This window comes from Rhizobium sp. BK176, assembly GCF_024808055.1.
In genome coordinates this window covers 1-24,792 of record NZ_JANUBV010000042.1, presented here as the reverse complement: position 1 = coordinate 24,792, position 24,792 = coordinate 1, and the positions used below count along the sequence as shown (strand labels likewise).

The window sequence follows — 24,792 nt, the reverse complement described above, 5'->3', positions numbered from 1 at the left end:
CGGAACGGCAGGAGGCGGAGCGTGCGGCCTGGCGGGCGCCCGGCGTCACCAAGGTTGACAACCGCATAACCATCTCACCGTGATCAATCAACGTTGATGCCAGCCGCGCTTTCTACTGGCCCGGCTGGCATCCCCTGATAGAGGAGCTTGTGGCGTGCGCCGTAAACGGGACCCCGAACCGCATCTGCCGGAGACGATGGATCCAGACCAAATTGAATTGGCCAGCATAGGGTCGTTTCCCGCGAGTGATCCCCCTTCGTGGATTCCCATGTATCTCGGCCGCCCGCAGACATCTGCACGACAAGATTCCCATGAAATGGGTGATCCTCACAAAGACGCCTCGGATGGCCGTCAATGTGTCGAGGCTAAATCCCCACCTGATCCCCAGTCGCCGGACCATGTCCGTGGCAGAGCGCCGAGATAGCAATGCACGATTTGCTGGCCCGAACACTAATCCTGCTCGCCGCGTCGGGACTCGCGGTCGGTTTCTTTAGCGCGTTCAGGATGCCCGCGGCCACGGGCTACCTGCTCGTCGGCGTAGCGCTCGGGCCGCACGGCTTCAACCTGATCGGCTCCGCGCAGGATACGCAGTTTCTGGCGGAACTCGGCCTGATCTTTCTGATGTTCATGGTCGGCCTCGAATTCTCGATTCCAACAGTTCTCGGCGCGCGCTGGGATGTGCTTGGCGCCGGCAGTCTGCAGGTGGGCATGACGATGGCTCTCGTGGCGATGGGGCTTTTCCTGATCGGCGTGGCGGTACAACCGGCAATCATCATGGGCGGCGCCATTGCCATGTCGTCGACAGCCATCGCCCTGAAGCAACTCGCTGAGCAGGGTGAAATTACCAGCCGGCACGGGCGGCTCGCGCTCGGAATCTTGCTTTTCCAAGACCTGGCAACACTCCCGCTGCTCATCCTGGCCGACGCGTGGTCCAAGGACGGAACCCTTGCTCCCATGGCAATTCTGAAGCAGATGGCGGTTGCGACCGCGGCTCTTCTCGCTGCAGCCATCATTGCGCGGCCATTGATCCGCCTTGGATTCTCGTGGGTACTCAAGTCCCGTTCCGCCGACCTCTTCCTGTTGTGGGTGCTAATGACTGCCCTCGGCACAGCCTATGTCGTCCATCTTGCAGGGCTGGCTCCTCCGATCGGAGCCTTTGTCGCCGGCATGGTCATTGGCGAGAGCGAATTTCGCCATCGTGTAGAGGAAGACATCCGGCCATTCCGCGACGTTTTGGTGGGCCTGTTCTTCATTACCGTGGGGATGGGCATCGATTTGTCGGCCATAACGAGCTTTCCAGGCTCGATCATCCTTTGGGTGCTCGTGTTCGTTCCCGCAAAGGCGCTCTTGGCTTTCGCGACCGGCCTCATTGCCGGGGTGCACCGGGAGGCATCGGCGAGGGCCGCTGTCATTCTCGCGCATGGCGGCGAGTTCGGATTGCTCCTCATGGCGCTTGCTCTCCAGTCCGGCATCGTCTCGCCTGAATTGGGCCAGCCGATGCTGATAGCGCTTGCCCTTACGATGGGGCTCGCCCCCCTCGTCATACAGCGCAACCACTGGGCCGAATGGCCTTTCGGCCGTCGTGATCGCCGCTTCGCAGCAACGGAAGCATCGATCCGAGCGCAAAGCGGTGACTTCCATGATCACGTCATCCTGTGCGGTTGCGGTCGCGTGGGTCGCCTCGTCGCAACAGTCCTGGAATCGGCGGATATCCCCTATATCGCCATTGAAACGGATTTGTCACGGTATCGTGCCGCACGCCGGCAATCTCATGAGGTCGTCTTCGGCGACGCGAGACATTATCGCATTCTCGAGGCGGTGGGGCTGGAACGAGCACTTTTGGTTGTCATCACTTTCGATCATCGCAACACGGTGGAGCGCGTCCTGCATCGGATTAAGGCGCTCGAAACGGCGCCGGCTTCCCTCGTTTCGACCGCTGACGATCTCGATATGGCGCACTTGGCGCGGCTCGACGCAACCGCGGTGTTCCCGGAAAATCTCGCAGCTGGCCTCGAACTCGCGGATCGCGCGCTGCTGCTGTGTGGGAAGACGCAGGACGACGCGGCTCGCATCGTGAACACGGTCAGGGCGGGGCTCGTCCAGGGATGAGAAGAAGGGTCCGAGGCCCAAGGGTATGACTGCCAATATGAGTGAACAAACGTAAACATTGAAGGAAATGATCATGGTCAAGAAGGCGCTCTATGTCCGACTGGAAGCCAAGCCGGGTTTCGAATCCAAGGTCGAGGAATTCCTCTTAAGCGCCCTGCCGCTGGTGGAGGCGGAACCGGCAACGAAAGCCTGGTTCGCAATCAAGATGGGTCCCGCGACGTTCGGCATCTTCGACGTATTCCCGGACGATGCCGGCCGCGACGCCCATCTCGCGGGAAAGGTCGCCGAGGCATTGATGGTGCGCGCGGGGGAATTGCTTCGCACGCCGCCTCAGATCGAGAAGATTGATGTGCTCGCAGCCAAGCTGCCGTGAAGCGGCGCGGACGACCGATATCATCTCCAGCGGCTGCTTGCTGAACGCTTGTGCCGTCCAAGACGCCAAGAGAGCAGAGAATTCGATTCGCTCCGTCCGCAGGTGCCGCATGCTATGGTCGCAAGCGGTGGCCACGCCGAGACGCGATGCATGGGTCGTCAGGACCTTGCTGACGATCAAGACCTCCGCGCCGGCCTAAACGGGCCTCGCCGACCACGGGACAGCAGGCCCCTTGCTGGTCCCACCACGATATAGGCGGAACCGCAAAAAACTGACGGTTATCACGGTTAGCACGGTGCGGCGATCATATCCTTCTTCCATGGCGACTTTGAATGTCGACCACCGCCTCACGAACCCAGGGCGGCTTCTCGGCGCCGGAGCTCGCTGCCTCGATCCAGGTCGCGATGGATGCGCTGGCCCCCGTGCACTGAAGCCGGCTCGGTAAGACACAGGCAGATTGTTTTGAATGCGGTCTTGCTCAGGTAAAACTGATGATCATCAAGGCCGGGAGCGTCCTCCCGGTTGGGTTTGCAATCGTGCAGACGCCCGCTGCACGGCCCGGCCAGGCGATGCGCCGCCGCATTCTCCCCGAGCCTGGCCGGGCCTCCGCAGTGTCTGATTACGGACTCATTTGCAGCGCTTAAACGGGTGCATCTTGCCGTGAGAGCTTCGAGATGAAACAGGCACGACCGATCTGACCGGGCACACTTTTCTCCGCGCCGAGATCGTCAGTGCAGATATTTGCGGTCGGCCGCAGCCTGAACGATGAGGGATTTGTAGAGCAGGGCAAAGCCCTGCATCAAGCGCAAGTAGTCCTCGTGGCGCGAGGCGAAAGCATGGGCCATTTGCATCAGCTCTGGGTTGGTGCGTTCCATATCACCAATCGCTCTGACCGTGAATGCTTCGACGCCCTCCTCATCGATGTCGCGCACCAGCGCGTCACGCGTCTGTGCCGTCACGCTCGGCAGGGCATGCATGACTGAATGATCGTTGCCATCGGCGGATTGCAGGGTCAGCAGCTGGTAAAACATGCCGAAGCCGACCATGATCCGCGACGCGTCCCTGAAGTCGGATGCGCACTTGCGTGCCATCTCCAGAAACTCCGGGTTTTCCCGGGTCAGGCACGCCACGATCTCCTCCATGCATGCATCGGGACCCAAATCATCGAACTGCCTGGACACGAATTCCCGGGTCAGTTCGGTCACGCGGGGAAGAAAGCTCATAGGCTACGTTGTCCTTGTGCATATAGTTGTTACAGCCAATGAAAATAGGCGAGGAGCCGGCGGAATCAAACTTACAAATCCGTAACGGCAAGGCCACGATGAACTGTTGGGTAGTATCGTTGGCGCCTCAAACGAGGGGGCAAAGTCAGACACCATATTCTAGCGACCGAGCGGGAAGACTTTCCAGGCCCGTACAAAGCATAAGCAGTGAGGCGCGTGTGCATGAGCGTAGCGAGGATGATGTTGTGCTCGTGCGGACGACACCCGCACCGCAAATATGTGCTCATCCCGCCTGAGCAAGGCTCGCAAGAACTGAAAGCCGTACCGCTTGGCCGAGTTGACGCACGCCCAAACGGTCCATCATGTGCGAGCGGTGAACCTCGACCGTGCGCACACTGATGCCGAGACTGAAGGCGATGACCTTGTTTGGCTGCCCGGCCACCAGTGCCTCGAGAACCTCTCGCTCGCGTGGACTGAGCGTATCGATCAGCAAGGCCGCCGCAGATATATCGTCGGCTCGACCCGTGGCCGCGCCGGTCTTCAGCGCCGACTCAATCGCCGCTACCAGGACATCGTCACTGTAGGGCTTCTCAATGAAGTCGACTGCTCCCGCCTTCATCGCACGGACCGCAGTCTGCACGTCGCCTTGAGCGGTTATCACGATGACGGGCAAGTCCGGGTTTATCAGCAGAAGGCGAGCCTGAACCTCGAAGCCGTCCATCTCCGGCATGCGAAGATCCAGCAGAACACAGCCCATGGCCAAGTCGTCCGCAACGCCGAGGAATCCCGCGGGCGTGGCATACGAGACCACCCGGAAACCAACCGCGTCCAGTAGGCGCTCCAGCGACCGGCGGATCGCAGGGTCGTCATCAACAACGTAAACGAACGGGGCGGTGGTCATCTTCGTCTCATCGCTCCTGCGGGACAGGCAGGGTCACGCGAAAGATTGCGCCGCCGCCTGCGTTCGGCTCGTATCGCAACTTGCCGCCGTGGGCCTCGACGATCGTGCGGCAGATCGACAGCCCCAATCCCATGCCGTTGCTTTTGGTGGTGTGGAATGGCTCGAAGAGGTGTTCGACAATGTCGTCCGCCAGGCCAGAGCCACGATCTGCCACCGTGATCTCGATCGACTCATGATCGAGCCGCGACGTGGCCACGTCCAACTCGCGCTGCTCACTCTCTGCCAACGCCTCATGAGCGTTGCGGATCAGGTTGAGCACGACCTGCTGAAGTTGAATTCGGTTTCCTAACACCGCATCGGCGCGCGGATCGAAGCTCAGCCGGGTCCGCACGTCGTGCGCTCCGGCTCCCACTGAAGCGAGATCGCTGGCTTCGCAAATCAAGTCGGGTAGTTTTTCAAGCCGCATTTCCGTCTCGCCACGCGTGACAAACTCTCGCAGACGCCGAATGATCTCACCAGCGCGCAGCGCCTGGTCTGCGGCTTCGTCGAGCACTTCCCGGACGGTCTCGGCGCTGTGTGCGCCTCTTGCCATCATCCGGCGCCCGGCGTTGACCGAGTTGGTGAACGCGGTCAGCGGTTGGTTCAATTCATGCGCCAATGCACCGGCCATCTGCCCGGCTGCACTCAGCCGGGACGCATGAAGGAGCTCCAACTGCAGTTCTTGCGCGCGAACATCCGCCCGCTCGCGCTCCTTGGCTTCGAGGGTCAGTCGTTCGAGCGCTTCCGCCAACTCGCATGTTCGTTCAGACACCCGCTGCTCAAGCGATTCGTTGAGGCGTCGAAGATTTTCTTCAAGCATTCTTTGCCCCCTCAGATCGCGGCTGACGGTTGCCATGTTCATAGGGCGACCGGTGCGCAGTTCGTCGATGCGGAACCAATCGACCAGGAAGGGAATGTCTTCCCCAGTCTTGAAATGCCGGAAATTGAGCTCACCGAGCCAGCGCCCGGTCTCCCTTACCAGAGGCATCAGTTCGCGATGCGCGCGCGCTTGCTCCTCTGGAGCCAGGAAGTCGAAGATGCTAAGCTGGCGCGCTTCCTCAATGCCGGAAAGCCCCAGCAGGTCGCAGCCAGCCTTGTTGAGATACTGCACGGTGCCTTCCAAACGTGCAAAACCAACGAACTCGGAGGATCGCTCGATCAGACTTGCCATACGCCGCTGCTGCGCTTCCGCATGCCCGCGCTGTATCGCGAGGGTCGCGTGGCTTGCGGCAATTCCGAGAAGCAGTCGATGCGTCTCGCTCGGAAAATGCGGGTTGACGGAACCAGCGACAATCCCGCCGACGCCGACAAAGCCCATCGGCACCGCCGCCATATGGAATGCCCCGCTCCCAAACGGGTTGTCGATCACGAATGTCTGCTCGTGGGTTCCGAGCCATGCAGCGCGCAGAATGCTTTCGATGCGACCAAACGACTCGACACCCACCGCCTGGCTCGTTCGCATAACTTCTACCGCAGCTTCGTCGCGCAGCCCCGGCGCAGCCACGTAAATGACATCCGCGTTGAGCATGGAGATCAACGCGGCTGCTACACTGTCGGCGATCTGCCGCGAATTGTAGTCTTTCCAGATTGCCGGCAGCGTTGAAAGCGCGACGAGATCGCGGATGCAATGCCTTAGCTCTTGCGGTTCGAAAAGCTCGTCGACCCTGAGCATTTCGCCTGATCCAAATACAGGACGCGTATCGAACCTTCAGCGCTTGTCCATAACGCCGAAGCAGAGCGGCAAGAATGACCTCCGAAGTTGCCGGGTAGCGAAGAGCCTTTCGCTGTTGCGGAACGTTCACACAGGCCGAAGGTGCAATTTCCAATGTTTGCTAAGAAAAGTTCACACCATGTATAGGCCGCGCAGCCACCGCTTCCTGGCCGGACTATATATCACCTGCCTCGATTGCCCAACGCATTTAATTCTAAGGGCATGGGTGGCTCGACATAGGACCTACGGGCCGTGGTGAGGCTTTCAGCCCTTCGTCAACCGTTGGAAAGCTTAAATGCTGCGAGTTATGAGAGCTGAAACCATACCCGTTCAGATGCTCCGCACGGCCGACGCCGGAATTCATGTGGCCTTTGGGCATTGCGCACAACGGCGGAATGCTCTTCGCAGAAGGCGCGGCAGAGCAGAAGTCGAGCACACGCACGGACCGTCAGATTTTTATGGCGGTTCACCACGACCATGACAATTACGAAAAATTACTTAATGGCTTAGGCGGCAATCCCCCTTTACATTTTCGGCCTTGCTCGGCCGCACGCAGCGGAGCTCTCGGAGGCACGACGGTGGCAAAACTCAAGGAGCCCCTCGACGGCGCGGTTGGGCAAAACATTGACGTGGCCCTACAGCGGCTAAAAAACTCCAGGAGTCTTGGTCTGGACCTATTCCCGGCTCTAGATATCGCGATCGCCATAACGGGCGCCGACATGGGCACTCTGCAACGCTTTGACGAAAGTACCGACTGCCTTAAACTTGTTGCCAGCCGCGGTTTCTCCAGCAAAGCCGAGAGCTTTTTCAGCATCGTGCGTCGCGACACCAACACCACTTGCGCTGCGGCGCTCACGAGGCGCATGCGTGTGTTTGTCGAAGACGTCTCGACGAGTTACCTGTTTGTGGGCACTGTTGAGCTCGACATGATGAGCGCCGACGGCATTGCTGCCGTGCAATCGACCCCGCTGATCAGCAGCAATGGCCGTCTCTGGGGCATGCTCTCGACGCACTTTCGCAAAGCGCAGGTAGAGAGCGAGTTCGATCATGCTCCGCTTGATCGGCTTGCCCTCCAGATCGCGGACAGCCTGGAGCAACAAAAGAGCGTGGTGCCAAACCAGCATAATAATACAAGATCAGATCCGGGAGACTGATATGAAGTCGACGCCCCAGCCCATTCCCTTTGGCGGAACCATGCTGCGCGGCGACCGGCATGTCTGTGCGTTCTTCAACTCGGCGGCGGAAGAATACCATACGTTGCTTCCATTTGTTTGCGACGGCATCAACTGCGGCCAGCGCGCCTATCACGTCCTCCCCGATCACCACAAGGAGGATCACTTTCAGCGGTTGCGCAACGCCGGTATCGACGTCGAGAAGGTGAGGAAGAGCCGGCAACTCGAAGTAGCGGTGCCAGAGGATACCTATCTCAGGACCGGGCGCTTCAACAAGGATGCCATGCTCGTCCTCATCCAGGAGGCCCTGAAGGCCGGAGCCGGTCTCGGGTTCCCCTTGACGCGGATGGTCGCGCATGCCGAAGCGGCAGTAGACGACTGGAAGAGTAGCAATGAATGGGTGGAGTACGAGATGCGCCTCAATAGCGTGCTGTCGAATTACGACGACCCGGTAATCTGTACCTTCGATGCCAATCTGCTGACGGCGCCGCATGCCATCGATATTCTTCGTACGCATCCGATGGTGATCATCGGCGGCGTCCTCGTCGAGAACAGTTTCTTCACGCGCCCGCAGGATTTCATTCGCGAGGTCCAGTCGCGAACCGGACCGACTCGATCCTATCGGGCATAGGCCGACGGCTGCACCACGCCTTTTCCGGCATAGCGGCATATTGCCAAGCCGATCGGCTCACGTTTCGATCCCCGCCTCGGAAATGAAGGCGATGCAATAATCGGCTCCAACCTGAGGGTTCAGGACAAATGGGCGTCTCAGGAAAGGTTGGCTCAAGGCCGCCTTTCGGTGAGGCGAGACCATCCAAGGCGTTTTGAAACCGGGGCTTTCGTCGGTACGCGGGACGAGCCGATCGCGCACGTGCCTCTCTAACGGGCCGATCCATAGCCAGCAGCCTGGCTTTCCCGGCGCCACCACGCGCAGAGCTTTCGACATCGCTTAAATATTGCTCCTTCACAAGAACTGCGCCTTTAAAGGGTTTCTGTTCTCAAGGCAGGGGCCGGTCCGATCTCTTCAGGCCGACCAGACTGAGCTTGCGGAGAACTTCATGTGGCGCAGGCATGCGCCATACGGTTTGAAAGCTCTCCACGACATTGCGCGCCGTCACGGCGAGGCCTGGAAGGGCAACCCAGGCCGGGGCGAGGCGGTCGAGCAGGGCGGTGACGGTGATGGAAGCAGCGGTTTCGCCTTGCCGGAACGGCTGCTGGGCGGCAATCGCCACAAGCGGCTCGTTGGCCGCAAGGCCGATTGTGGCCTCCTGGCCAAGATCCACCGTCGCCATCGAAATCTTGCGGCCCATCACTTCGAGAATCCGGGCGGCAGTCATTGCCGGCGTGTCCCATACGACAAATAGGCCGGCAAGTTCGGGATGGGTTTCGGCAAGCGCCCGCGTGGTTGCTGCGACCGCTGATAGCGCCGGAAAACGCCGTACGTGCAGCGAAACATCCGGGCGGTTGACCTGCATCCATTTCACGAAGGCGATCTCGCGTTCGTTGGTTGCGAAGAAATCGGCGTCATAGCCGAGCACGCCCACCTCGGCGCCCTCGGGCAGATGCGGTGACAATCCTTCCGCCGCGATCTTTCCGAGGCCGAAATTGTCCGCCGAGATCAGCGAGACATAGTCCTTGCCTGGAAGCAGGCCGGTCGGCACGTTATCGAGCAGGACGAGCTTGATGCCGGCCGCTGAAACGCGCGCATGCGGTGCCGCGACTTTCGAGTTGGCGACGGGCAGCGATATGATTGCATCCGGTGCCTCAAGGATCAGGCGCTCCAGGGCCTCTATCTGCGCCTCCGGGTCGAAAGCGCAATCGACCACGTCGATCACCGCGACCCCGCAATTGCCGAGCGTGCCGACGATGCCCGAAAGCTGCTGCTTGGCCCAGTCGCTCTCAAGCGTGTGCAGCACGATTGCGACGCGCAAGCCGCTTGCCCGCGCCCGCTCCATGTCTTCGGGCAGGAGCAGCACGCGCTCGGGTGCCGAGGCGCGTTCGCCGTGAGGTCCAAGACCGGTAATCGCCATTCAAATCCTCCTCACATGTCCGGCGGACGGACACTGTCTCCCTTGATGATCTTCCGCTGGGCGATCTCGGTTTTCATCTGCTGGAAAAGCGGATGCGTTTGGGGCTGGCCCGACATGATCCAGTCTCGCAGCATCGGTGCCGCGAAGAGGCCTTCGGTCGCGACGATGGCGGCCCCGACAAGCCCCGACGAGCTGCCCATCTGTGAGCGGATGATCTGCAGATCGCGGCTGACGAGCGGATGGCAGGCACCGTAGATCGCCTCCCGCGCGGAGGCGAGAAGAATGTCATTGGTCTGGGCGATCGAACCGGACAGCACGATGAGCGCCGGGTTCAGCATGTTGGCGAGCGTCGCCACCACCTGGCCGATCAGCCGGCCACTCTGCGACAGGATCTCGATTGCAGCCGCATCGCCCATTTGGGCGGCTTGGGCGACTTCGAGCGCCGTGATATCGCCGCCCCGCCGAACAAGCTCGGCGAGGACTGGGCTCGCTCCGCTCTCCGCCGCAAGCCTGCCGTCCTGGGCGATGTGGTCCGATCCCGCCATCGCCTCAAGCGTGCCGGCCCTGTCGCCTAGCGTCACCGGTACCGAACCGATGAGGCCGACGGTACCCTGCGCGCCGCGAAACAGCGTTCCGTCGCTTGCCAACCCGGCGCCGATGCGTTTGCCGACCTTGACCAAAAGCATCGTGCGTTGATTGCGTCCGGCACCAGCGTGGAGTTCGCCCATCGTCATTGTTTCGACGCTGGAGCGAAGCCAGACTGGAGCGTTGAAGGCGGCGACCAGCGTTTCCACCAGCGGAAAGCTCTCCCAACCCGGAAGGACACCCGGTGTGGCACGCTGGAAAAGTGTCTCGCCGCCGTCGGAGACGGCGCCGGGTACGGAAATGGAAATGCCGTAGAGCCGAGGATTAGACTGCCGCTCAAGAATCCAGCGGAACAGCGTCACCAGCCGTTCTGCAAGGGCCGACGCCGGCTGAGCGAATTCGGTTGTCTCGTGATGCTCCATCAGCAGCGAGCCGGAAAGATCGGCAACGCCGACGCCGAGTGCGGTCTGATCGAGCGTGGCGACGAGAATGCGTCCGCGATCCCCGGAAAACCGCACGAGGCGCGGCGCCCGGCCTCCGGTGGCGGTGGCGAGCTCGCTTTCGTCGACCAGTCCGAGCTCGCCGAGCGTGGCGAGCCGGTCCGCTACCACGGCACGGCCGAGTTCGCTTTGCCGTTCGATCTCCTGGCGGGTCGTCGCGCGACCGGTCCTCACGAGATTAAGAATGTCCACGAGGCTCGGGGCAGCGGTTTCCGAGACGCTAGGGCGGCCCTTGCGTCGTGGGCGGATGTCCGCCTCCACAGATGCCATCCTTGGCATGACCGCATCCTTTCGCCCGCGATTCCGATCTCGTCTGAAGTGATAGCCAGCAAGCTTTCGGCTGGCAACTCCAAACTTTTGTATTAAATCTGCAAAAGACTGGGTTAATATGTGTTTAAAATGTTGACATAGATTTTTTGCCGACGTAACACTCGTCGCACGAGTTGAAGAGTCACTGGGAGGAGGCGCCGATGTCGGAATTCAAGCTCGCCTATCATGCGAATTGCTGGGGCAACCTCGGCGGAGACGCCGTTGGCGTTACATCGGTTACCAATCTTGCCTATCGAACCTTTGGGGACATGCGTCGTGCCTTTGCCGATATCGCAAAGGCCGGTTACGAAGGCGTAGAGCTCTTCGACGGCAATCTGCTCGATTTCAGCGCAGCCGACATGCGGACGCTGCTTGACGACAATGGGTTGACGCTCGTCGCGACCTATGCCGGCGGCAACTTCATCTTCGACGATATCCTGCCGGAGGAGCTTGCCCGGGTTGTGCGTGCTGCGGATCGCGCCGCCGAACTCGGCGCACCCCATCTCGTCGTCGGCGGTGGTGCAAAGCGCTTCGACGGCATCCGCGAGGCGGATTATCACAAGCTCGCAGCAGCGCTCGACCGGGTAAAGGAGATCGCCGAAGCGCGGGGTCTTGCCGCCCACTACCACCCGCATCTTTCGACAATTGTCGAGGGACCGGCGGAAGTGCGCAAGATCTTTGCACTTACCGGTATCGACTTCTGCCCGGACACGGCCCATCTCGCCGCTGCCGGTGGCGATCCGGCGGCGCTTGTGCGCGAACATGCAGCGCGCATCTCCTATGTGCATCTTAAGGGTTTCCAGAAGGAGCCCTTCGCGTTCACGCCGATCGACCGTGGCGACATCCCGACGGACGGGATCATCGCGGCCCTTCGAGAGACCGGCTTTGCCGGCTGGGTTTGTACCGAACTCGATTCCTGGCCTGATCCGCTTGAGGGAGCGAAAGCGAGCATGGCCTATCTTAAATCGGCCTGACGGTCGTGACCGGGGCGGGAGCCCCATTTTGGGAGGAGAAAGTGATGATAAAAAGACGAGCTCTGTTAGGCACGGCCGCCGTGCTGGCGCTCACTCTTGCATATGGTGCACCGGCATTTGCCGATCCGGATACCGCGCTGGCGGAGCTTCAGAAGACGGTTCTTTCCAAGGGACCTTCAGGAGAATCTCCGTCGCCTGCCTCCGATGTCACGTTGAGCGATGAGGAACTGGCCAAGATCAAGGCGATGAACGCGACGGCCGCCATCGTCATGCATTACGGCGGCAACGACTGGTCGCGCGCCCAGATCAACGGCTTGCAGACACAGTTCGCCGCCATGGGTATCAAGGTCCTTGCGGTGACCGACGCCGGCTTCAAGCCGGAAAAGCAGGTCTCCGACATCGAGACAATCATGGCGCAGAAGCCGAGCATAATCGTATCGATCCCGACCGACCCGACGGCGACAGCCGGGGCCTACAGGGCGGCGGCGGAGGCTGGCACCAAGCTCGTTTTCATGGATAACGTGCCGACCGGCTTTGTGGCCGGGAAGGATTACGTGTCAGTGGTGTCGGCTGACAACTACGGCAACGGCGTCGCCGCTGCGCATCTCATGGCGAAGGCGTTGAAGGGGGAGGGTGATATCGGACTTGTCTTCCATGCTGCCGACTTCTTCGTCACCAAGCAGCGCTACGATGGCTTCAAGGCGACGATCGCGTCCGACTACCCCAATATCAAGATCGTGGCCGAGCAGGGCATCGGCGGACCCGACTTCTCGGGTGATGCGGAGAAGGCGGCGTCCGCGATCCTCACCTCCAACCCGAACATCAAGGGCATCTGGGCGGTCTGGGACGTGCCGGCCGAAGGCGTGATCTCGGCAGCGCGCGTTGCCGGCCGCGACGATCTCGTCATTACCACGATCGATCTCGGCGAGAACGTGGCGATCTCAATGGCCCAAGGCGGTTTCGTCAAGGGGCTTGGCGCGCAGCGGCCTTATGACGCCGGCGTGGTCGAAGCCAAGCTTGCCGGCTATGCGCTGCTCGGTAAGCAAGCGCCCGCCTTCGTCGCGCTGCCGGCTCTGCCAGTGACGCGTGAGACGCTGCTCGATGGCTGGAAGGCGGTTTATTCGGCCGAGGCGACTGACAACATCAAGTCAAGCCTCGGACAGTGACCGACCAGGCACGGGGCACCCAGGGTGCCCCGTGCCGAAAGACATGATCCGGCTTCGGCCGGTAGACGGAACGTGGCTCGCTGCAGCCGACCTCTTTCAGGAGAAAACTGATGACCAAAGTGATGAACGTCGCCATGATTGGCGGCGGCTTCATGGGCAAGGCGCATGCCATGGCCTACGCCTCCATGCCGATGTTCTTCTGGCCCGCACCGGCCATTCCCCACCGCAAGGTCGTCGTCGACGTGACAGACAGCACGGCGGACGAGGCGCGTCGGCGCTACGGCTTCGAAGAGGCGTCCTCGGACTGGCGGGCCGTCGTCAACCGGCCGGATATCGACGTCGTCGATATCTGCACGCCGAACAATGTGCATGCCGAGATCGCTATTGAGGCCGCTAAAGCCGGCAAGCACATCATCTGTGAGAAGCCGCTCGCCCGCACCGTCGCGGAGGCGAGGGCGATGCATGACGCGGTAAAGGCCGCCGGCGTCATCCATATGGTCGCCTTCAACTACCGCCGGACCCCGGCCGTGGCGCTTGCGAAGAAATATATCGAGGAGGGCCGCATCGGCCGTATTCTCAATTTCCGCGGCACCTATCTGCAGGACTGGTCTGCCGACCCCGATTCACCCCTTTCCTGGCGCTTCCAGAAGAAGATTGCCGGCTCCGGTACGGTCGGCGACATCGCCACCCATGTCGTCGATCTCGCCCACTATCTCGTCGGCCCGATCGCCGAGGTCAACGCGATCACCACCACCTACAACAAGACGCGGCCACTACAGCAGGGCGGTGTCGACAAGCTCGGCGCGGCAGAGAAGGCCGCGGACGCCGAACGCGGCGAGGTGGATGTCGACGATGAGGTTGTCTCGATGCTAAAATTCGAGGGCGACGCGATCGGAAGCCTGGAAGCCACCCGCAACGCCTATGGCCGCAACAACTTCATTACGCTGGAAATCCATGGCACCAAGGGTTCGATCCACTTCAACTACGAGCGCCGCGACGAGCTTCAGGTGATGTTTGCCGACGATCCGGCGGATGCCCGAGGCTTCCGCACTGTCTATACCGGTCCGGCGCACCCCTATGGCAACGGTCTTTGGCCAATCCCCGGTCTCGGTATCGGCTATTCGGAGACGAAGATCGTCGAGTGCTACGATTTCTTCTCGGCTATTGCGAAGAACCGGCAACCGAGCCCGAACTTCGAGGACGGGCTGCTGACGGAACTCGTCGCCGACGCCCTTATCCGATCCGGCGAAACTGGAAAGTGGGAGAAGGTGGGATGACTGCGAGCGCCGCTGCCGTCCGCATGACCGGCATATCCAAGGCCTTCGGAGGGGTACGCGCGCTCGACGACGTGTCCTTCGAGGTCTTGCCCGGGGAGGTCCATGCCCTGCTCGGCGGCAATGGCGCCGGCAAGTCGACGATCCTCAAGGTGCTTAACGGGGTGCATCGCCCCGACCAGGGCGCAATCGAGGTCGGCGGCTTGCCTCTGACGACGCATTCGCCGGAGGCATCGCGCGCGGCCGGCATCGCGATGAACTACCAGGAAATGAGTCTGGTCCCGACTTTGACGGTTGCCCAGAACATCTTCCTGACACGCGAATGCCGTGACGGCACGGGGTTTATCGATGACCGGGAAGCCGAGCGGCGCGCAGCGGACATTTTCGCGCTGCTCGACGTCTTCGTCGATCCGAGGGCCGTGGTCGGCGATCTCGGCGCCGGCCAGAAACAGTTGACGGAGATCGCCAAGGCGATCTCGCAGGATGCCAAGGTGCTGGTTTTGGACGAACCATCGACGGCGCTTGCCGTTCCCGATGTCGAGCGGCTCTTCATCTTCCTGCGCAAGCTGAAGGCGAAGGGGGTGGCAATCATCTATGTCAGCCACCGTATGGACGAGATCGCTCGCATCGCCGACCGCGCGACGATCCTGCGCGACGGTCGCCACGTCATCACTTCGCCGCTGAGTGAATTGCCGATCGATACGATGATAGAGCATATCGTCGGCCGACGCTCGAAAGGGCTTTCCGACGTCGAGCGCGGCGAGGCCGTCAAGGGCGAAGTGCTGCTGCAACTCGCAAATGTCAGCGGCCTTCAAAAGCCTAAGAACATTTCCCTGACGCTGCACTGCGGCGAAATCCTTGGGCTCGCAGGACTGCTCGGCTCGGGCCGTTCGTCGCTTGCGCGGGTGATCGCCGGCATCGACCCGGCCGTCAAGGGCGAGATATATATCAAGGGCCGCGCCGTCACGATCCGTAAGCCGGGCGACGCGATTGCCGCGGGTGTCGCGCTGGTGCCGGAAGCGCGTGCCACGCAGGGCATCATTCCCGCCCATTCGGTTGCCTCCAACATGATCCTCGCCGTCATCGACCGGCTTTCCAAGGGTGGCCTCGTTGATACCAAGGCGGCAAACAACCTGACCGACGCGCAGATCGAGCGCCTGCGCGTGAAAACGGCGAGCCGCGACCACGCCGTCTCGACGCTTTCGGGCGGCAACCAACAGAAGGTGGTTATAGGTAAGTGGCTGACCACCAATCCGGACATCCTCATCCTCGACGAGCCGACGGCAGGCATCGATATCGGTTCGAAATCCGAGATTATCCGTCTGGTTCGCGAGCTTGCCGCCGCCGGCAAGGGCATCATCATGATCTCATCCGAACTTTCCGAGCTTTTGACCGCCTGCGATCGCATTCTCGTGATGTCCGAGGGGCGCGTGCACCAGGATCTGGCGCGCGAGGCACTGGAAGACCCGGCGGTGCCCCCCGATGATCTTGCGCACCGTCTCCAGGCGGCCGAACAGCGGCTGCAGATCGAAATCCAGAAAGCCCTTGCGGTTCAAGAGGTATCCAATGGCTAACGCCTTCTTCGCCAACTGGCGCCAGAACATCATCTACATTGGTTTCGTGGTCATCTTCGTCGTCTTCGCGGTGGCGTTGGCCGACAAGGGGTTCCTCAATCCGAACAATTTGCTCAACATCGTGCGGCAGACGGCCATGATCGCCGTCATGGCGATCGCCATGACCTTCGTGCTCTCGGCCGGTGAGATCGATCTTTCGGTCGGCGCGGTCGCTGGCCTTTCGACCGTCACCGTTGCCATGGCGATCGCCGTCGGAGGACCGGTCGCCGGGGTCGGTGTCGGCATCGCTACGGGTCTTGCGGTCGGTATGTTCAACGGATGGTTGACCACCCGCATCGGCATTCCCTCGTTCCTCACCACGCTTGCCATGATGGGCATCGCCAAGGGCGTCGCCATGTGGGTTTCCGCGACGGCTGCCGTGCCGATCCTGTCGCCCGGCTATTCGTGGCTCTTCGGCGGCGGCAATCTCGGCCCGGTGCCGGTACTGCTCTTCTGGATGGCCGTGCTCGGCGGCATCGGCCACATCGCGCTGCGGCGCTCCGGCTTCGGCCGGCGTGTGTTGGCGACCGGCGGCGGCGAGACGGCGGCGCGCTATTCCGGCATCGACACCAAGGCAATCAAGTTCAGGGTGCTGGTCATCTCTTCCTCCGCGGCAGCGCTCGCCGGCATGCTCTACGCGGGACGCCTGCAGTCCGGTCGTTTCCAGCTCGGCGAGGGTGATGAACTCTCGGTCATCGCCGCGGCGGTGCTTGGCGGCACGAGCCTTTTCGGCGGCAAGGGAACCGTAATCGGCACTATCGTCGGCGCCCTGATGATCGGCCTCATCAATAACGGTCTCATCCTGATGGGGCTAGAATTCAGCCAGCAATTGATCGCCCGCGGCGGCATCATCATTCTCGCCGTAGCGCTCAGCCAGAAGCGGAGCTGATACCATGACCGTTTCGCTCATTGCAACGCTGACGGCCCGTCCGGAAACGCGAGATGAGCTGTTGCACCTTCTCGTCAATCAGGTCGAGCCTACCCGGTCCGAACAAGGCTGCATCGACTATAACCTTCATGTCGATGCGGGCGATCCTTGCGTGTTTGTGTTCTACGAGAACTGGAAGAGCCAGGCGGATCTCGACGCGCACATGGAAATGCAACACCTCAAGCCGCTGCTAAGCGAGATCGACCGCTTGCTCGCAAAACCGATCGACATATGGCGGCTACTTTTGGCGGAGGCTACTGGAATAAGTCGGTCGGACTGCGTCTAACCCGGGACACGGGCAGACCATCGCTAGTCTGTAGTCTAAGTCTAGGCGCGAAACGGCGAGGCCGCGCCTGTGCAACTCGGCGCTGGTGCGCGCGGCTTTGATCGTCCCTGTTCGACCTATCAAAGGCAGGGGTGCTCATCTATTATTTTCCGACGCGTCGATCGCCTCCCGCAAAGTTTCCGCGAGCTGCCGTCGCGTATAGGGCTTTGCAATTGGCCGGAATCGCGACGTGGCGCCGATGCGTTCGATGTCGGCGTAACCTGTGGCCAGGACAACCGGCAGGTTCGGATGACGCGCCATGATCTCCCTCGCCATGGCGTGGCCGTCAATCGGGCCGGGCATGACGACATCCGAGAAAACCAGATGGAATGGGCCGTCGGTTTCCACTATCCTCAACGCTTCCGTTGCATCACCGGAGCATGTGACGGAGTAGCCGAGCGAAACGAGTATATCGGCGGCGAAATCCCGGACCATAGGATCATCCTCCACGACGAGAATGCGCTCACTGCCACCCTTGAGCAGCCCATTTGAGATAGGCTCCGCGTATGTTTCCATAGAGGCAAGTCGGGGAAAAGACAGGAGAATGGTTGTTCCCTTGCCCGGCTCCGATTCAATTTCGATCCCGCCCCCTGATTGTCGCACGAAGCCGTACACCATGCTAAGACCTAACCCGCTGCCCTTGCCGAACGGTTTCGTGGTGAAGAAAGGCTCAAAGGCCTTTGCGCGCGTCTCCGCATCCATTCCGTCGCCGTTGTCGGAGATTTGGATCACCGCGTCGTCCCCGCTTTGCGCCGTCGCGATCACCAGCCTGCCACCATCCGGCATTGCGTCGCGTGCGTTGATGCACAGGTTCATGATGGACGCTTCCAGTTGCGCGGCGTCCGCTCTGACGTGACCTGCGGCCGGATCAAGCGCAAGGTGCAGGATGATCGTTTCGCCAAGAGCAGTCGACAGCAATCCCTCCATGGCCCGTATGGTTCTGTTGATGTTCAGCGACGCCGGCTCGAGGGGTTGCCGGCCCGCGAAGGTGAGGAGCTGGCGTGTGAGGGCGGCGCTTTGCCGCGAGGCCTTGTGGTTCAATTGCGCGATTGCAGAAAGTCGCGGATCGGTAATCTCGTCGGCTAATGTCTCCGCAGTCCCGATAATGACCGTCAGCAGGTTGTTGAAATCATGGGCGACGCCGCCCGTCAGTTGTCCTATCGCTTCAAGCCGCTGCGCCTGCAGCCGTTTTGCCTCGTTCAGCCGTGTCTCGGTGATGTCCCGAATGCCACCTACCATCCGGGTCGCATCGCCTGCGCCATTGCGGATGATATGGGCCTGATCGAGGACCTCGGCATAGATCCCCGTTCCGCGGCGGAAGCGAAATTCCTGCTGCCACGTTTCTGCTCGCCCATCAATTGCTGCATGCACGCTGGACACTACGCGTGCGCGGTCGTCCGGATGGATCTTGGATTCCCATTCCCGAAAACCGTCCTCCACCGATATGTCCTCATGCCCGAAGACGGAGGCCATATTGCTATTCCATTGTACATGACCTCTTGCAATGTCCCAGTCCCAGATCGCGTCTGTGGTCATCATGGCGACGATCGAGAAGCGTTCCTCGCTTTCAGCCAGCTTTTCTTCCGTTCGCTTTCTGTCGGTGATATCGCGACCGGTCGCGACAAAATGGGTGGCGCGACCAGCGGAGTCGACAATGGGTGCGATGCTCATGTCTACCCAATACTCGCGGCCGTCCTTTGCGTAGTTGACAAGTTCGGCTCGGATCGCTTCCGACCGCGCGATGGCGCTGTTGATCTCGTCGATGGTGTTGGCGTCAGTCCGCTGCCCCTGGAGAAAGCCGGGGGAGCGGCCGATCGCGTCGTGTGGGGAATAGCCGGTGATCCTGACGAAGGCCTCGTTGAGGTAAACGATCGTCTGGTCGCCCCCTGGCTGGGATGCGGCCTTGGTTATCATGACGAAATCCTCGATTCTCGAGATTGCCATTTCCAGCAGGTGCAAGTGCTGATCGGCCGCATGCCGCTTCGTTACATCTCGGAAATACACAGTCAGCCCTGCCGGACCCGGATAGGCGGTGACCGAGAACCATGCGTCCAGGGACTCGTAAAATACTTCGAAATCGGCCGTCTGGTTTTCGCGGACGGCGCGCTCGTAGTGCTGACGGATGATCCCCGAGGAGGCCTCCGGGAACTCCTGCCAGATCAGGCGGCCTAGAAGCCCCGATCGCGGGCGTTCCAGCAGACATTCGGCCTGATGATTAAGATAGGTGAAGCGCCAATCGGTATCGAGCTGGAAAAACGCATCGCTGATGTTCTCCATCGACTCCGCTAAGCGCCGCTCAAGATCCCTTGCCGTATTTTCCAGCCGCTTGCGCTCATCGATATCCTGGAGGGCACCCTGTATTCGGGAGATGTGGCCCATCTCATCGCGGATCCCCACGCCGATTGCGCGAACCCATTTCCGCCGGCCCGTGCAATCAATGATCTTCACCTCGGTGTCGTAGGGTAGACCGGTCGCAACGCAGGACTCGAAGTGCCGCGTGATCGCATCTCGCCATTCCGGCGCAAAATAGCCGATCCCTTCCTCGAAAGTAACCGGCCTGCCCCTTGGTCTCTCGTGGATCGCCCAGGTTTCATCCGACCATTCGATTCTCCGGTCCGGCAGATGCACCACCCATCCGCCGAGCTTGGCGGCCTTGCCGGCAATCTTGAGAAGAGCCTGGTCTCCAATGATATCTTGCGACCGTCGGGGAGCGTCGCGATGCAGGACCCCATCCTGACGGATTCGCCAAGCCATGATCAGCGTTGCGCCCATCACATAGAGCCATGCAGTCGTCGGCAGCCATGTCACGACGAAAGCGGAGATGGCGCCAACCAGCACTCCCCAGCAAAATCGATCCCTTGCACATTGCCTGAGACCGGTCATCAGGATGCCATAGCCCTTGCCAGCAGTTGCGTTTTTCCATTGCACGACTTGCATCCTCCTCAGACCTCGCTGATTTCAACCTCTCGATAGTCCCAAGCGATGCCGCAATCCATGAGGGATCACTAGATTTTACCTTATTTAAACTTGGCGCCACTGTCGCTTAACGGTGAGACGTTCTAATCGATGCCACCAACTGCCACCTTCCGCCCGCGGATGAGGTTCCGGCAAGCATGGAGGTCACACCGTGAAAGCGACAAAGAGAACGACCTATCTCAACCGCGTAGAATCCGACTACTTCAGCCGTAAGTGGTACCGCCGAAGCGTTACGCTCTTCTGCAATCTCCTCTTCACCGGAAAATGGATGCGTAAGACGCAAATCGTACGCTGCCTCGTCATGGAGATCAGCGAGGGTGGGGCGACGGTGCGGATTGGAAAGTCGCAGATTCCCGATCACCTTTACCTTGTTTTCGGCAGGTTTGACGTCTTGGTCGGCAGTATCGTTGTTGAGCGCGATCCGGGGGTCCTGCATCTTTGCTTCGTCAAAGAATTGAGGCCAGACTTCGTCAATCGGCTGGCACGTATGAACTCGCCGTTTTCCACCTTGGAAAGCCTCAGCCCAAGAACCATATCAGTTAGCGAAAACGTGCTGCCCATGCTGCGCCCAATGCCAGCCCCGCCCTATGGTGGAGAGGAAAGAGGCTTTGGTTACCCCACCAAACATTCGAAGAGACCATGAACATAATGATCATCGAAGATCAGCGAGACGTCGTTGATATGTTGCGATTGAACTGGTCGGATTCCCGGGACCGGCTGGACTGTCTTGCATCCGTGAGGCAAGCGAACCGCTTCATTCATTCAAACGAACTCGCTGCCTATGATTGCATCCTCATCGACATCAACCTGACCGACGGGAGCGGGCTGGAGCTGCTTCGTGCAGCGCGCTCACGCTCCGACGTGCCTATCATCATGATCTCGGGCGTTGGAGACGCCGATAGCCGGGCGGACGCCATCAGTGTCGGTGCGGATGACTATGTGATGAAGCCGTTCAGCGTGAAGGAACTGCGCGCCCGTGTCCATCGCCTGCACGAAGCGCGATCAAGCCGCAGCGCTCTGCGGCAGAGCGTTGCTTTCAAGATCGGCAATATAGATTGCGACATCGCACGCCTTTCCATGAATTTCGACGGCGTCAATCAGCCGCTGACCGCACTTGAAGGAAGGATACTGCAGGTCCTTTTCAATAGTGTGGGAGAAGACTGCTCAAAGTCGTGCATTGCACGTCAGGCGCTCTTTCGTGAACACGATCCTCGCGACAAGACGATCGACGTGTACATCAACAGGCTGCGCGGCAAGCTTGCAGAACTGGATGCCGCGAGCGGTGAGGTCATCAAGACGGTCCGCGGTGTGGGCTATCGCCTGAGCGAAATCCAACAACGGTAGGAATAGAAGAGCCATATGCTTCAGTGTGTTGACCGTCACCTGACTTCCGCGGAAACGTTTGGACGCGAAGGCCCCTCGCCGAACGAAGCGGCTCGCCTCAAACGTCTGAGAGAACTGTCCATTGTGTCGTCGGGTGCGGATCCGGTGCTCGATGCACTGGTCGAAGCTGCTTGCCTTGCGGCCGATGCGCCGATTGGCCTCATCACCTTGCTGGACGGCGAACGTCAGTGGTTCAAGTCGAAGCGGGGCATTGATGGTGTCGGGTCTTCCAGGGTGGATGCCTTCTGCGACTACACGATCCAGTCGTCGAGCCCCTTCGTTGTGCCGGACGCCGCTCGCGATGTCCGTTTTGCAGAAAACCCTTTCGTCACGGGAAACGATAGAATCCGATTCTATGCCGGCGTGCCGCTGGAGATCGAGCCTGGGCTTCGGCTCGGCTCGCTCTGCGTTCTCGATCGGGTGCCGCGACGTCTCGGGGCCGACGTACGCGGCTTGCTGGCTCGGCTGGCGCGTTGCGCCGTGGAACGTCTCCTGCAATCCGAAGACCGGTATCTGTTGACCCGGATCGATTCTGGTCGGCTCAATCGCGCGAAATTAGACAAGGCGGCGCTGGCCCTGGCGGAAGAGGCGCTCGCGGAGGGTCTCTTCGCGCTCCATTACCAGCCGAAGATTGCGCTCGATACCGGACGGCGCGTCGGCTTTGAGGCACTTCTGAGGCTGAAGAGAGCAGATGGCTCGGCAATCGGTCCGGCGGCCTTTGCCGCGGCTCTGGATGACCCAGCACTCTCCAGGCGCATCGGCAGTTTTGTGCTGCAGTGCGCCGTCGCACAAGCCAGGGCGTGGGTGACGGCCGGCGTCGATTTCGGGCATATCGCGATCAACGTTTCGTCGTCGCAGTTAGTCGCGTTTCCCGACAGCCGCTGCCTTGTCGATGAAATCCTGGACGCGACCCGGTCGGCAGGACTGTCGCCTCGACATCTCCAGATCGAGGTCACGGAAGGGGTCATGCTGTCGGAGCAGGGCGTCGATATAGGCATGCAGCTCGAGGCGCTGCGGGCGGCGGGCTTCATCGTTGCCTTTGACGATTTCGGCACCGGCTTCGCGTCCCTCGTACACCTTAAGGAACTTGCCTATGACCAGATCAAGATCGACGGCGCCTTCGTGCGTGCAATGACAAGTTCCAACGCCGACCTTGCCATTGTTAAGGCCATCATCGATATGGCAACGGCACTGGGAAAGCACGTTGTCGCCGAGGGTGTGGAAACCGTGGAAGAGCTTTCCGCACTACGAGAGCTTGGTTGTCACTATGGCCAGGGGTTCCTTTTCGGCCGGCCCGCCAGCGCCTGTGATGTAGAGGAGCCGCCCCTGTGGGAGAGACCAAGCGTTGATGCGGATGGGCAGGTTGTTCTGCACGGTGCTTGCGACTGGGGCAGATGCACACCGTCTTCGAGAAGCTTGGCCCTTGCCTGATTGGCATGGAGGCCTGCGAAAAAAGCTCACCGCACACGCTGAAGTTGGACATGACGTCCGGCTGCCCCCCCGGCACGACCACCCTGTGCGAAGCTATCACGCGGCCATCGATGCACTTTGCAACGGACGGCGCTCATAGCCTCTGGTCACTTAGTCGAGCTTTTCCAAGAGTCAGATACGAGACAACAAGTAGCCAAAAAAGAAAAGTCTACAAATAGTTACGCCGCCCCTCCGACTCTAGTTTCTCAGGCAAAGGCGAGCCAAAACGCCCCAAGGAAGAAGTGAGGTGAAAAGGCGATCGACCGTCGCGTGCTCTGCGTAGTGATAAGCTTCAAGATCCAGCCCTAGTCTCGAAGTGGCTTGGGCCAACGTCGGGAAAAGACGGTGTTAAGCTGGAGCGAAGGGTACCTCGCCGCTTTCGCCGGGGCGGTCGGCAAGTATCATGATCAATGCATCCCGCTCCGGCCCAAATGGGCGCTGCTTCAAAAACGAACTCAGGGTAGTTGCTGTCTCATGACCGCCCGACGACGGGTTCCCGCGGTGAAGGACGACCTCTGTGTTGGTCACCTCATCGTGGCCCAGGAACCACCGATCACCATTCGTGCTTGAGGCAAATTCTCTTAGATTTTCCAAGTTGACGCTCCTTCTTTGAGGAAGATTGCCAGTGACCTGCCACTGAACTTTCATCCAGTGGCGATTAGAGCCCCGGCGGTCAGATCAGCTATCGCGCGACTTTCCGATGCTTAGCCTGTCTTTCCGCGCAGCCGGCGGCGGCTTGCGCAAGGACCCAAAGCCCGTTGCAAGGGCCCTATCTTCGATGACGATATCGACTTCGTTGCTGCTTGTCATCGTATTCTCGTATTCCTTGCGTGAAGAGCAGCCCCGCCGCCAGGTGGCTTCGCCATGCGGACGTGGATGTGACGGATATCGATCGGCGCAACTATCATCTTTTCCAGCCGCTACTTTATCAGGTTGCGACGGCCGGGCTTTCGCCGGCTCAGATCGCATGCCGATCCGCCGCATTCTCTCCGGACAGGCCAATGTCACCGTGCTGATGGAGCGTGTCGAGGGGATCGACAAGAAGAGCCGGGCATCGAGAGGGGTAAACCACCTATCACCAAAGTTTACGTCACGGTGCATATCCGATACACTACCGACCGACAGGGAAATAGGCATGCCTACGAAGAGGGGATGCGTCTGGCATGCCCGAACGGTATAACTTCGCCCTCCGGAGACGAAATCAGGCTCTCGATCCATCGCAGTTTCGAGGAAGGTCCGCTCCCGAGCAATGTCACCACATCGCTGACGGAGATCAGCCACGCCTCGTTCGCGCCGCGGCTGAAGTTCCAGCAAATCAAGTCCACAGTGGACGCAATGGAAGCGCTCGGCATCTGGGCTGGCGCCCTTTAGAACGACCGGTTGGTAGTAGCCATCCAGGTTTCCAACGCCTAATCCCGGATACCATGCGCCACCGTCGACATCGGCTGGTCATCGACCAGAAGATAGCCAACGCATGGGGACCGTCTGTCATTTGCTCTCATGGCTTAATCGGGACGAGCATTGAACCCCTGCCATCGCTGCGCGACCTCATTCGCCACCGCGCCCGACTGTAGGCACTCCAAAACGAATGCGGCCTTAATAACATCACGCCCAGACTTCGTGCGAACCTGCAATCTAGAGCATCGCACTTGAATTGAGAATCGAGTGGGGTTTTCACGAGGGTATCGGTGTGATTCACTGCGGTTGGAGGTGAATCACATGGGTAAATCT

General features: G+C 60.4%; 20 protein-coding genes and 3 pseudogenes. 16 read left to right on the top strand and 7 right to left on the bottom strand.

The window, feature by feature from the left end; translation table 11 throughout:
- Positions 1-426 precede the first annotated feature (426 nt).
- Both FHT76_RS39900 and FHT76_RS39895 read left to right on the top strand, forming a co-directional pair.
- Entirely contained in the window at positions 427-2,109 is a 1,683-nt protein-coding gene (locus FHT76_RS39900) for a cation:proton antiporter (protein WP_259131166.1), read from the top strand.
- A 73-nt stretch (positions 2,110-2,182) separates the two neighbouring features.
- A complete protein-coding gene (locus FHT76_RS39895) occupies positions 2,183-2,482 on the top strand; it encodes a putative quinol monooxygenase (protein ID WP_183756581.1) in 300 nt (99 codons plus the stop codon).
- Between the two features lie 728 nt (positions 2,483-3,210).
- On the opposite strand, the gene FHT76_RS39890 is transcribed toward FHT76_RS39895, so the two are convergent.
- The 3 genes from FHT76_RS39890 to FHT76_RS39880 all read right to left on the bottom strand — a co-directional run bounded on the left by FHT76_RS39890 (position 3,211) and on the right by FHT76_RS39880 (position 6,317).
- Complete coding sequence (locus tag FHT76_RS39890) at positions 3,211-3,705, bottom strand: hypothetical protein (protein ID WP_183756582.1); 495 nt, start codon at positions 3,703-3,705, stop codon at positions 3,211-3,213.
- Between the two features lie 283 nt (positions 3,706-3,988).
- On the bottom strand, positions 3,989-4,606 hold the full coding sequence (locus FHT76_RS39885) for a response regulator transcription factor (protein ID WP_259131164.1): 618 nt from the start codon (positions 4,604-4,606) through the stop codon (positions 3,989-3,991).
- Positions 4,607-4,613: 7 nt separating this feature from the next.
- A complete protein-coding gene (locus FHT76_RS39880; RefSeq protein WP_259131162.1) occupies positions 4,614-6,317 on the bottom strand; it encodes an ATP-binding protein in 1,704 nt (567 codons plus the stop codon).
- A gap of 410 nt (positions 6,318-6,727) precedes the next feature.
- On the opposite strand from FHT76_RS39880, the gene FHT76_RS39875 reads away from it, so the two are divergent.
- The gene (locus FHT76_RS39875; RefSeq protein ID WP_259186809.1) at positions 6,728-7,510 is read left to right on the top strand and encodes a GAF domain-containing protein; all 783 of its coding nucleotides are present in this window, start codon (positions 6,728-6,730) and stop codon (positions 7,508-7,510) included.
- Position 7,511: 1 nt separating this feature from the next.
- Positions 7,512-8,159: an MEDS domain-containing protein gene (locus tag FHT76_RS39870; protein WP_183864738.1), complete on the top strand. Its 648-nt coding sequence runs from the start codon at positions 7,512-7,514 to the stop codon at positions 8,157-8,159.
- 367 nt (positions 8,160-8,526) lie between these two features.
- Here FHT76_RS39870 and FHT76_RS39865 read toward each other — a convergent pair whose 3' ends face one another.
- Positions 8,527-9,558 carry a substrate-binding domain-containing protein gene (locus FHT76_RS39865; protein ID WP_183756588.1) on the bottom strand — a complete coding sequence of 344 codons (1,032 nt, stop codon included), beginning with the start codon at positions 9,556-9,558 and terminating at the stop codon, positions 8,527-8,529.
- A gap of 11 nt (positions 9,559-9,569) precedes the next feature.
- Positions 9,570-10,922: an ROK family protein gene (locus FHT76_RS39860; protein WP_183756589.1), complete on the bottom strand. Its 1,353-nt coding sequence runs from the start codon at positions 10,920-10,922 to the stop codon at positions 9,570-9,572.
- Between the two features lie 191 nt (positions 10,923-11,113).
- On the opposite strand from FHT76_RS39860, the gene FHT76_RS39855 reads away from it, so the two are divergent.
- From FHT76_RS39855 to FHT76_RS39830, 6 genes are all read left to right on the top strand, one after another.
- On the top strand, positions 11,114-11,926 hold the full coding sequence (locus FHT76_RS39855) for a sugar phosphate isomerase/epimerase (protein WP_183756590.1): 813 nt from the start codon (positions 11,114-11,116) through the stop codon (positions 11,924-11,926).
- A 44-nt stretch (positions 11,927-11,970) separates the two neighbouring features.
- Positions 11,971-13,092, top strand: a complete 1,122-nt coding sequence (locus tag FHT76_RS39850; RefSeq protein ID WP_183756591.1) for a substrate-binding domain-containing protein — start codon at positions 11,971-11,973, stop codon at positions 13,090-13,092.
- Between the two features lie 110 nt (positions 13,093-13,202).
- Positions 13,203-14,369 (top strand): Gfo/Idh/MocA family protein, encoded by a 1,167-nt coding sequence (locus FHT76_RS39845; RefSeq protein WP_183756592.1) that lies wholly within the window; start codon positions 13,203-13,205, stop codon positions 14,367-14,369.
- Positions 14,366-15,940, top strand: coding sequence for a sugar ABC transporter ATP-binding protein (locus tag FHT76_RS39840; protein WP_259131158.1), 1,575 nt, complete (start codon positions 14,366-14,368; stop codon positions 15,938-15,940). Before FHT76_RS39845 ends, FHT76_RS39840 begins: the two co-directional genes overlap by 4 nt.
- Positions 15,933-16,868, top strand: coding sequence for an ABC transporter permease (locus FHT76_RS39835; RefSeq protein WP_183756594.1), 936 nt, complete (start codon positions 15,933-15,935; stop codon positions 16,866-16,868). The genes FHT76_RS39840 and FHT76_RS39835 overlap by 8 nt, the downstream gene beginning before the upstream one ends.
- Before the next feature lie 4 nt (positions 16,869-16,872).
- Complete coding sequence (locus tag FHT76_RS39830; RefSeq protein WP_183756595.1) at positions 16,873-17,193, top strand: putative quinol monooxygenase; 321 nt, start codon at positions 16,873-16,875, stop codon at positions 17,191-17,193.
- 135 nt (positions 17,194-17,328) lie between these two features.
- On the opposite strand, the gene FHT76_RS39825 is transcribed toward FHT76_RS39830, so the two are convergent.
- Positions 17,329-20,160 (bottom strand): PAS domain-containing sensor histidine kinase, encoded by a 2,832-nt coding sequence (locus FHT76_RS39825; protein WP_259186808.1) that lies wholly within the window; start codon positions 20,158-20,160, stop codon positions 17,329-17,331.
- 199 nt (positions 20,161-20,359) lie between these two features.
- Between FHT76_RS39825 and FHT76_RS39820 the strand changes: the two genes are divergently transcribed.
- From FHT76_RS39820 to FHT76_RS41595, 4 genes and pseudogenes are all read left to right on the top strand, one after another.
- Positions 20,360-20,851, top strand: a complete 492-nt coding sequence (locus FHT76_RS39820; RefSeq protein ID WP_259186805.1) for a hypothetical protein — start codon at positions 20,360-20,362, stop codon at positions 20,849-20,851.
- On the top strand, positions 20,848-21,552 hold the full coding sequence (locus tag FHT76_RS39815) for a response regulator transcription factor (protein ID WP_259131151.1): 705 nt from the start codon (positions 20,848-20,850) through the stop codon (positions 21,550-21,552). Before FHT76_RS39820 ends, FHT76_RS39815 begins: the two co-directional genes overlap by 4 nt.
- Before the next feature lie 15 nt (positions 21,553-21,567).
- Positions 21,568-22,875, top strand: a pseudogene (locus tag FHT76_RS39810) (EAL domain-containing protein); the annotation flags it as partial.
- A gap of 42 nt (positions 22,876-22,917) precedes the next feature.
- Positions 22,918-23,039 (top strand): annotated as a pseudogene (locus tag FHT76_RS41595) (IS110 family transposase); the annotation flags it as partial.
- Positions 23,040-23,739: 700 nt separating this feature from the next.
- Here the strand turns inward: FHT76_RS41595 and FHT76_RS39805 are convergent.
- Entirely contained in the window at positions 23,740-23,871 is a 132-nt protein-coding gene (locus tag FHT76_RS39805; RefSeq protein WP_259131148.1) for a hypothetical protein, read from the bottom strand.
- Between FHT76_RS39805 and FHT76_RS39800 the strand changes: the two are divergent.
- Both FHT76_RS39800 and FHT76_RS39795 read left to right on the top strand, forming a co-directional pair.
- Positions 23,865-24,112: pseudogene (locus FHT76_RS39800) on the top strand (hypothetical protein); the annotation flags it as partial. The gene FHT76_RS39805 and the pseudogene FHT76_RS39800 sit on opposite strands and share 7 nt — an antisense overlap.
- Positions 24,113-24,213: 101 nt before the next feature.
- Complete coding sequence (locus FHT76_RS39795; protein ID WP_259131146.1) at positions 24,214-24,432, top strand: hypothetical protein; 219 nt, start codon at positions 24,214-24,216, stop codon at positions 24,430-24,432.
- Positions 24,433-24,792 lie beyond the last annotated feature (360 nt).

Bases quoted from the DNA above. Each gene is read 5' to 3' on its own strand.
- FHT76_RS39830 (WP_183756595.1), top strand. From the start codon at position 16,873: ATGACCGTTTCGCTCATTGCAACGCTGACGGCCCGTCCGGAAACGCGA.
- FHT76_RS39850 (WP_183756591.1), top strand. From the start codon at position 11,971: ATGATAAAAAGACGAGCTCTGTTAGGCACGGCCGCCGTGCTGGCGCTC.
- FHT76_RS39795 (WP_259131146.1), top strand. From the start codon at position 24,214: ATGCGTCTGGCATGCCCGAACGGTATAACTTCGCCCTCCGGAGACGAA.
- FHT76_RS39845 (WP_183756592.1), top strand. From the start codon at position 13,203: ATGACCAAAGTGATGAACGTCGCCATGATTGGCGGCGGCTTCATGGGC.
- FHT76_RS39880 (WP_259131162.1), bottom strand. From the start codon at position 6,317: ATGCTCAGGGTCGACGAGCTTTTCGAACCGCAAGAGCTAAGGCATTGC.
- FHT76_RS39900 (WP_259131166.1), top strand. From the start codon at position 427: ATGCACGATTTGCTGGCCCGAACACTAATCCTGCTCGCCGCGTCGGGA.
- FHT76_RS39860 (WP_183756589.1), bottom strand. From the start codon at position 10,922: ATGCCAAGGATGGCATCTGTGGAGGCGGACATCCGCCCACGACGCAAG.
- FHT76_RS39835 (WP_183756594.1), top strand. From the start codon at position 15,933: ATGGCTAACGCCTTCTTCGCCAACTGGCGCCAGAACATCATCTACATT.
- FHT76_RS39870 (WP_183864738.1), top strand. From the start codon at position 7,512: ATGAAGTCGACGCCCCAGCCCATTCCCTTTGGCGGAACCATGCTGCGC.
- FHT76_RS39865 (WP_183756588.1), bottom strand. From the start codon at position 9,558: ATGGCGATTACCGGTCTTGGACCTCACGGCGAACGCGCCTCGGCACCC.
- FHT76_RS39840 (WP_259131158.1), top strand. From the start codon at position 14,366: ATGACTGCGAGCGCCGCTGCCGTCCGCATGACCGGCATATCCAAGGCC.
- FHT76_RS39890 (WP_183756582.1), bottom strand. From the start codon at position 3,705: ATGAGCTTTCTTCCCCGCGTGACCGAACTGACCCGGGAATTCGTGTCC.
- FHT76_RS39885 (WP_259131164.1), bottom strand. From the start codon at position 4,606: ATGACCACCGCCCCGTTCGTTTACGTTGTTGATGACGACCCTGCGATC.
- FHT76_RS39855 (WP_183756590.1), top strand. From the start codon at position 11,114: ATGTCGGAATTCAAGCTCGCCTATCATGCGAATTGCTGGGGCAACCTC.
- FHT76_RS39805 (WP_259131148.1), bottom strand. From the start codon at position 23,871: ATGACAAGCAGCAACGAAGTCGATATCGTCATCGAAGATAGGGCCCTT.
- FHT76_RS39895 (WP_183756581.1), top strand. From the start codon at position 2,183: ATGGTCAAGAAGGCGCTCTATGTCCGACTGGAAGCCAAGCCGGGTTTC.
- FHT76_RS39815 (WP_259131151.1), top strand. From the start codon at position 20,848: ATGAACATAATGATCATCGAAGATCAGCGAGACGTCGTTGATATGTTG.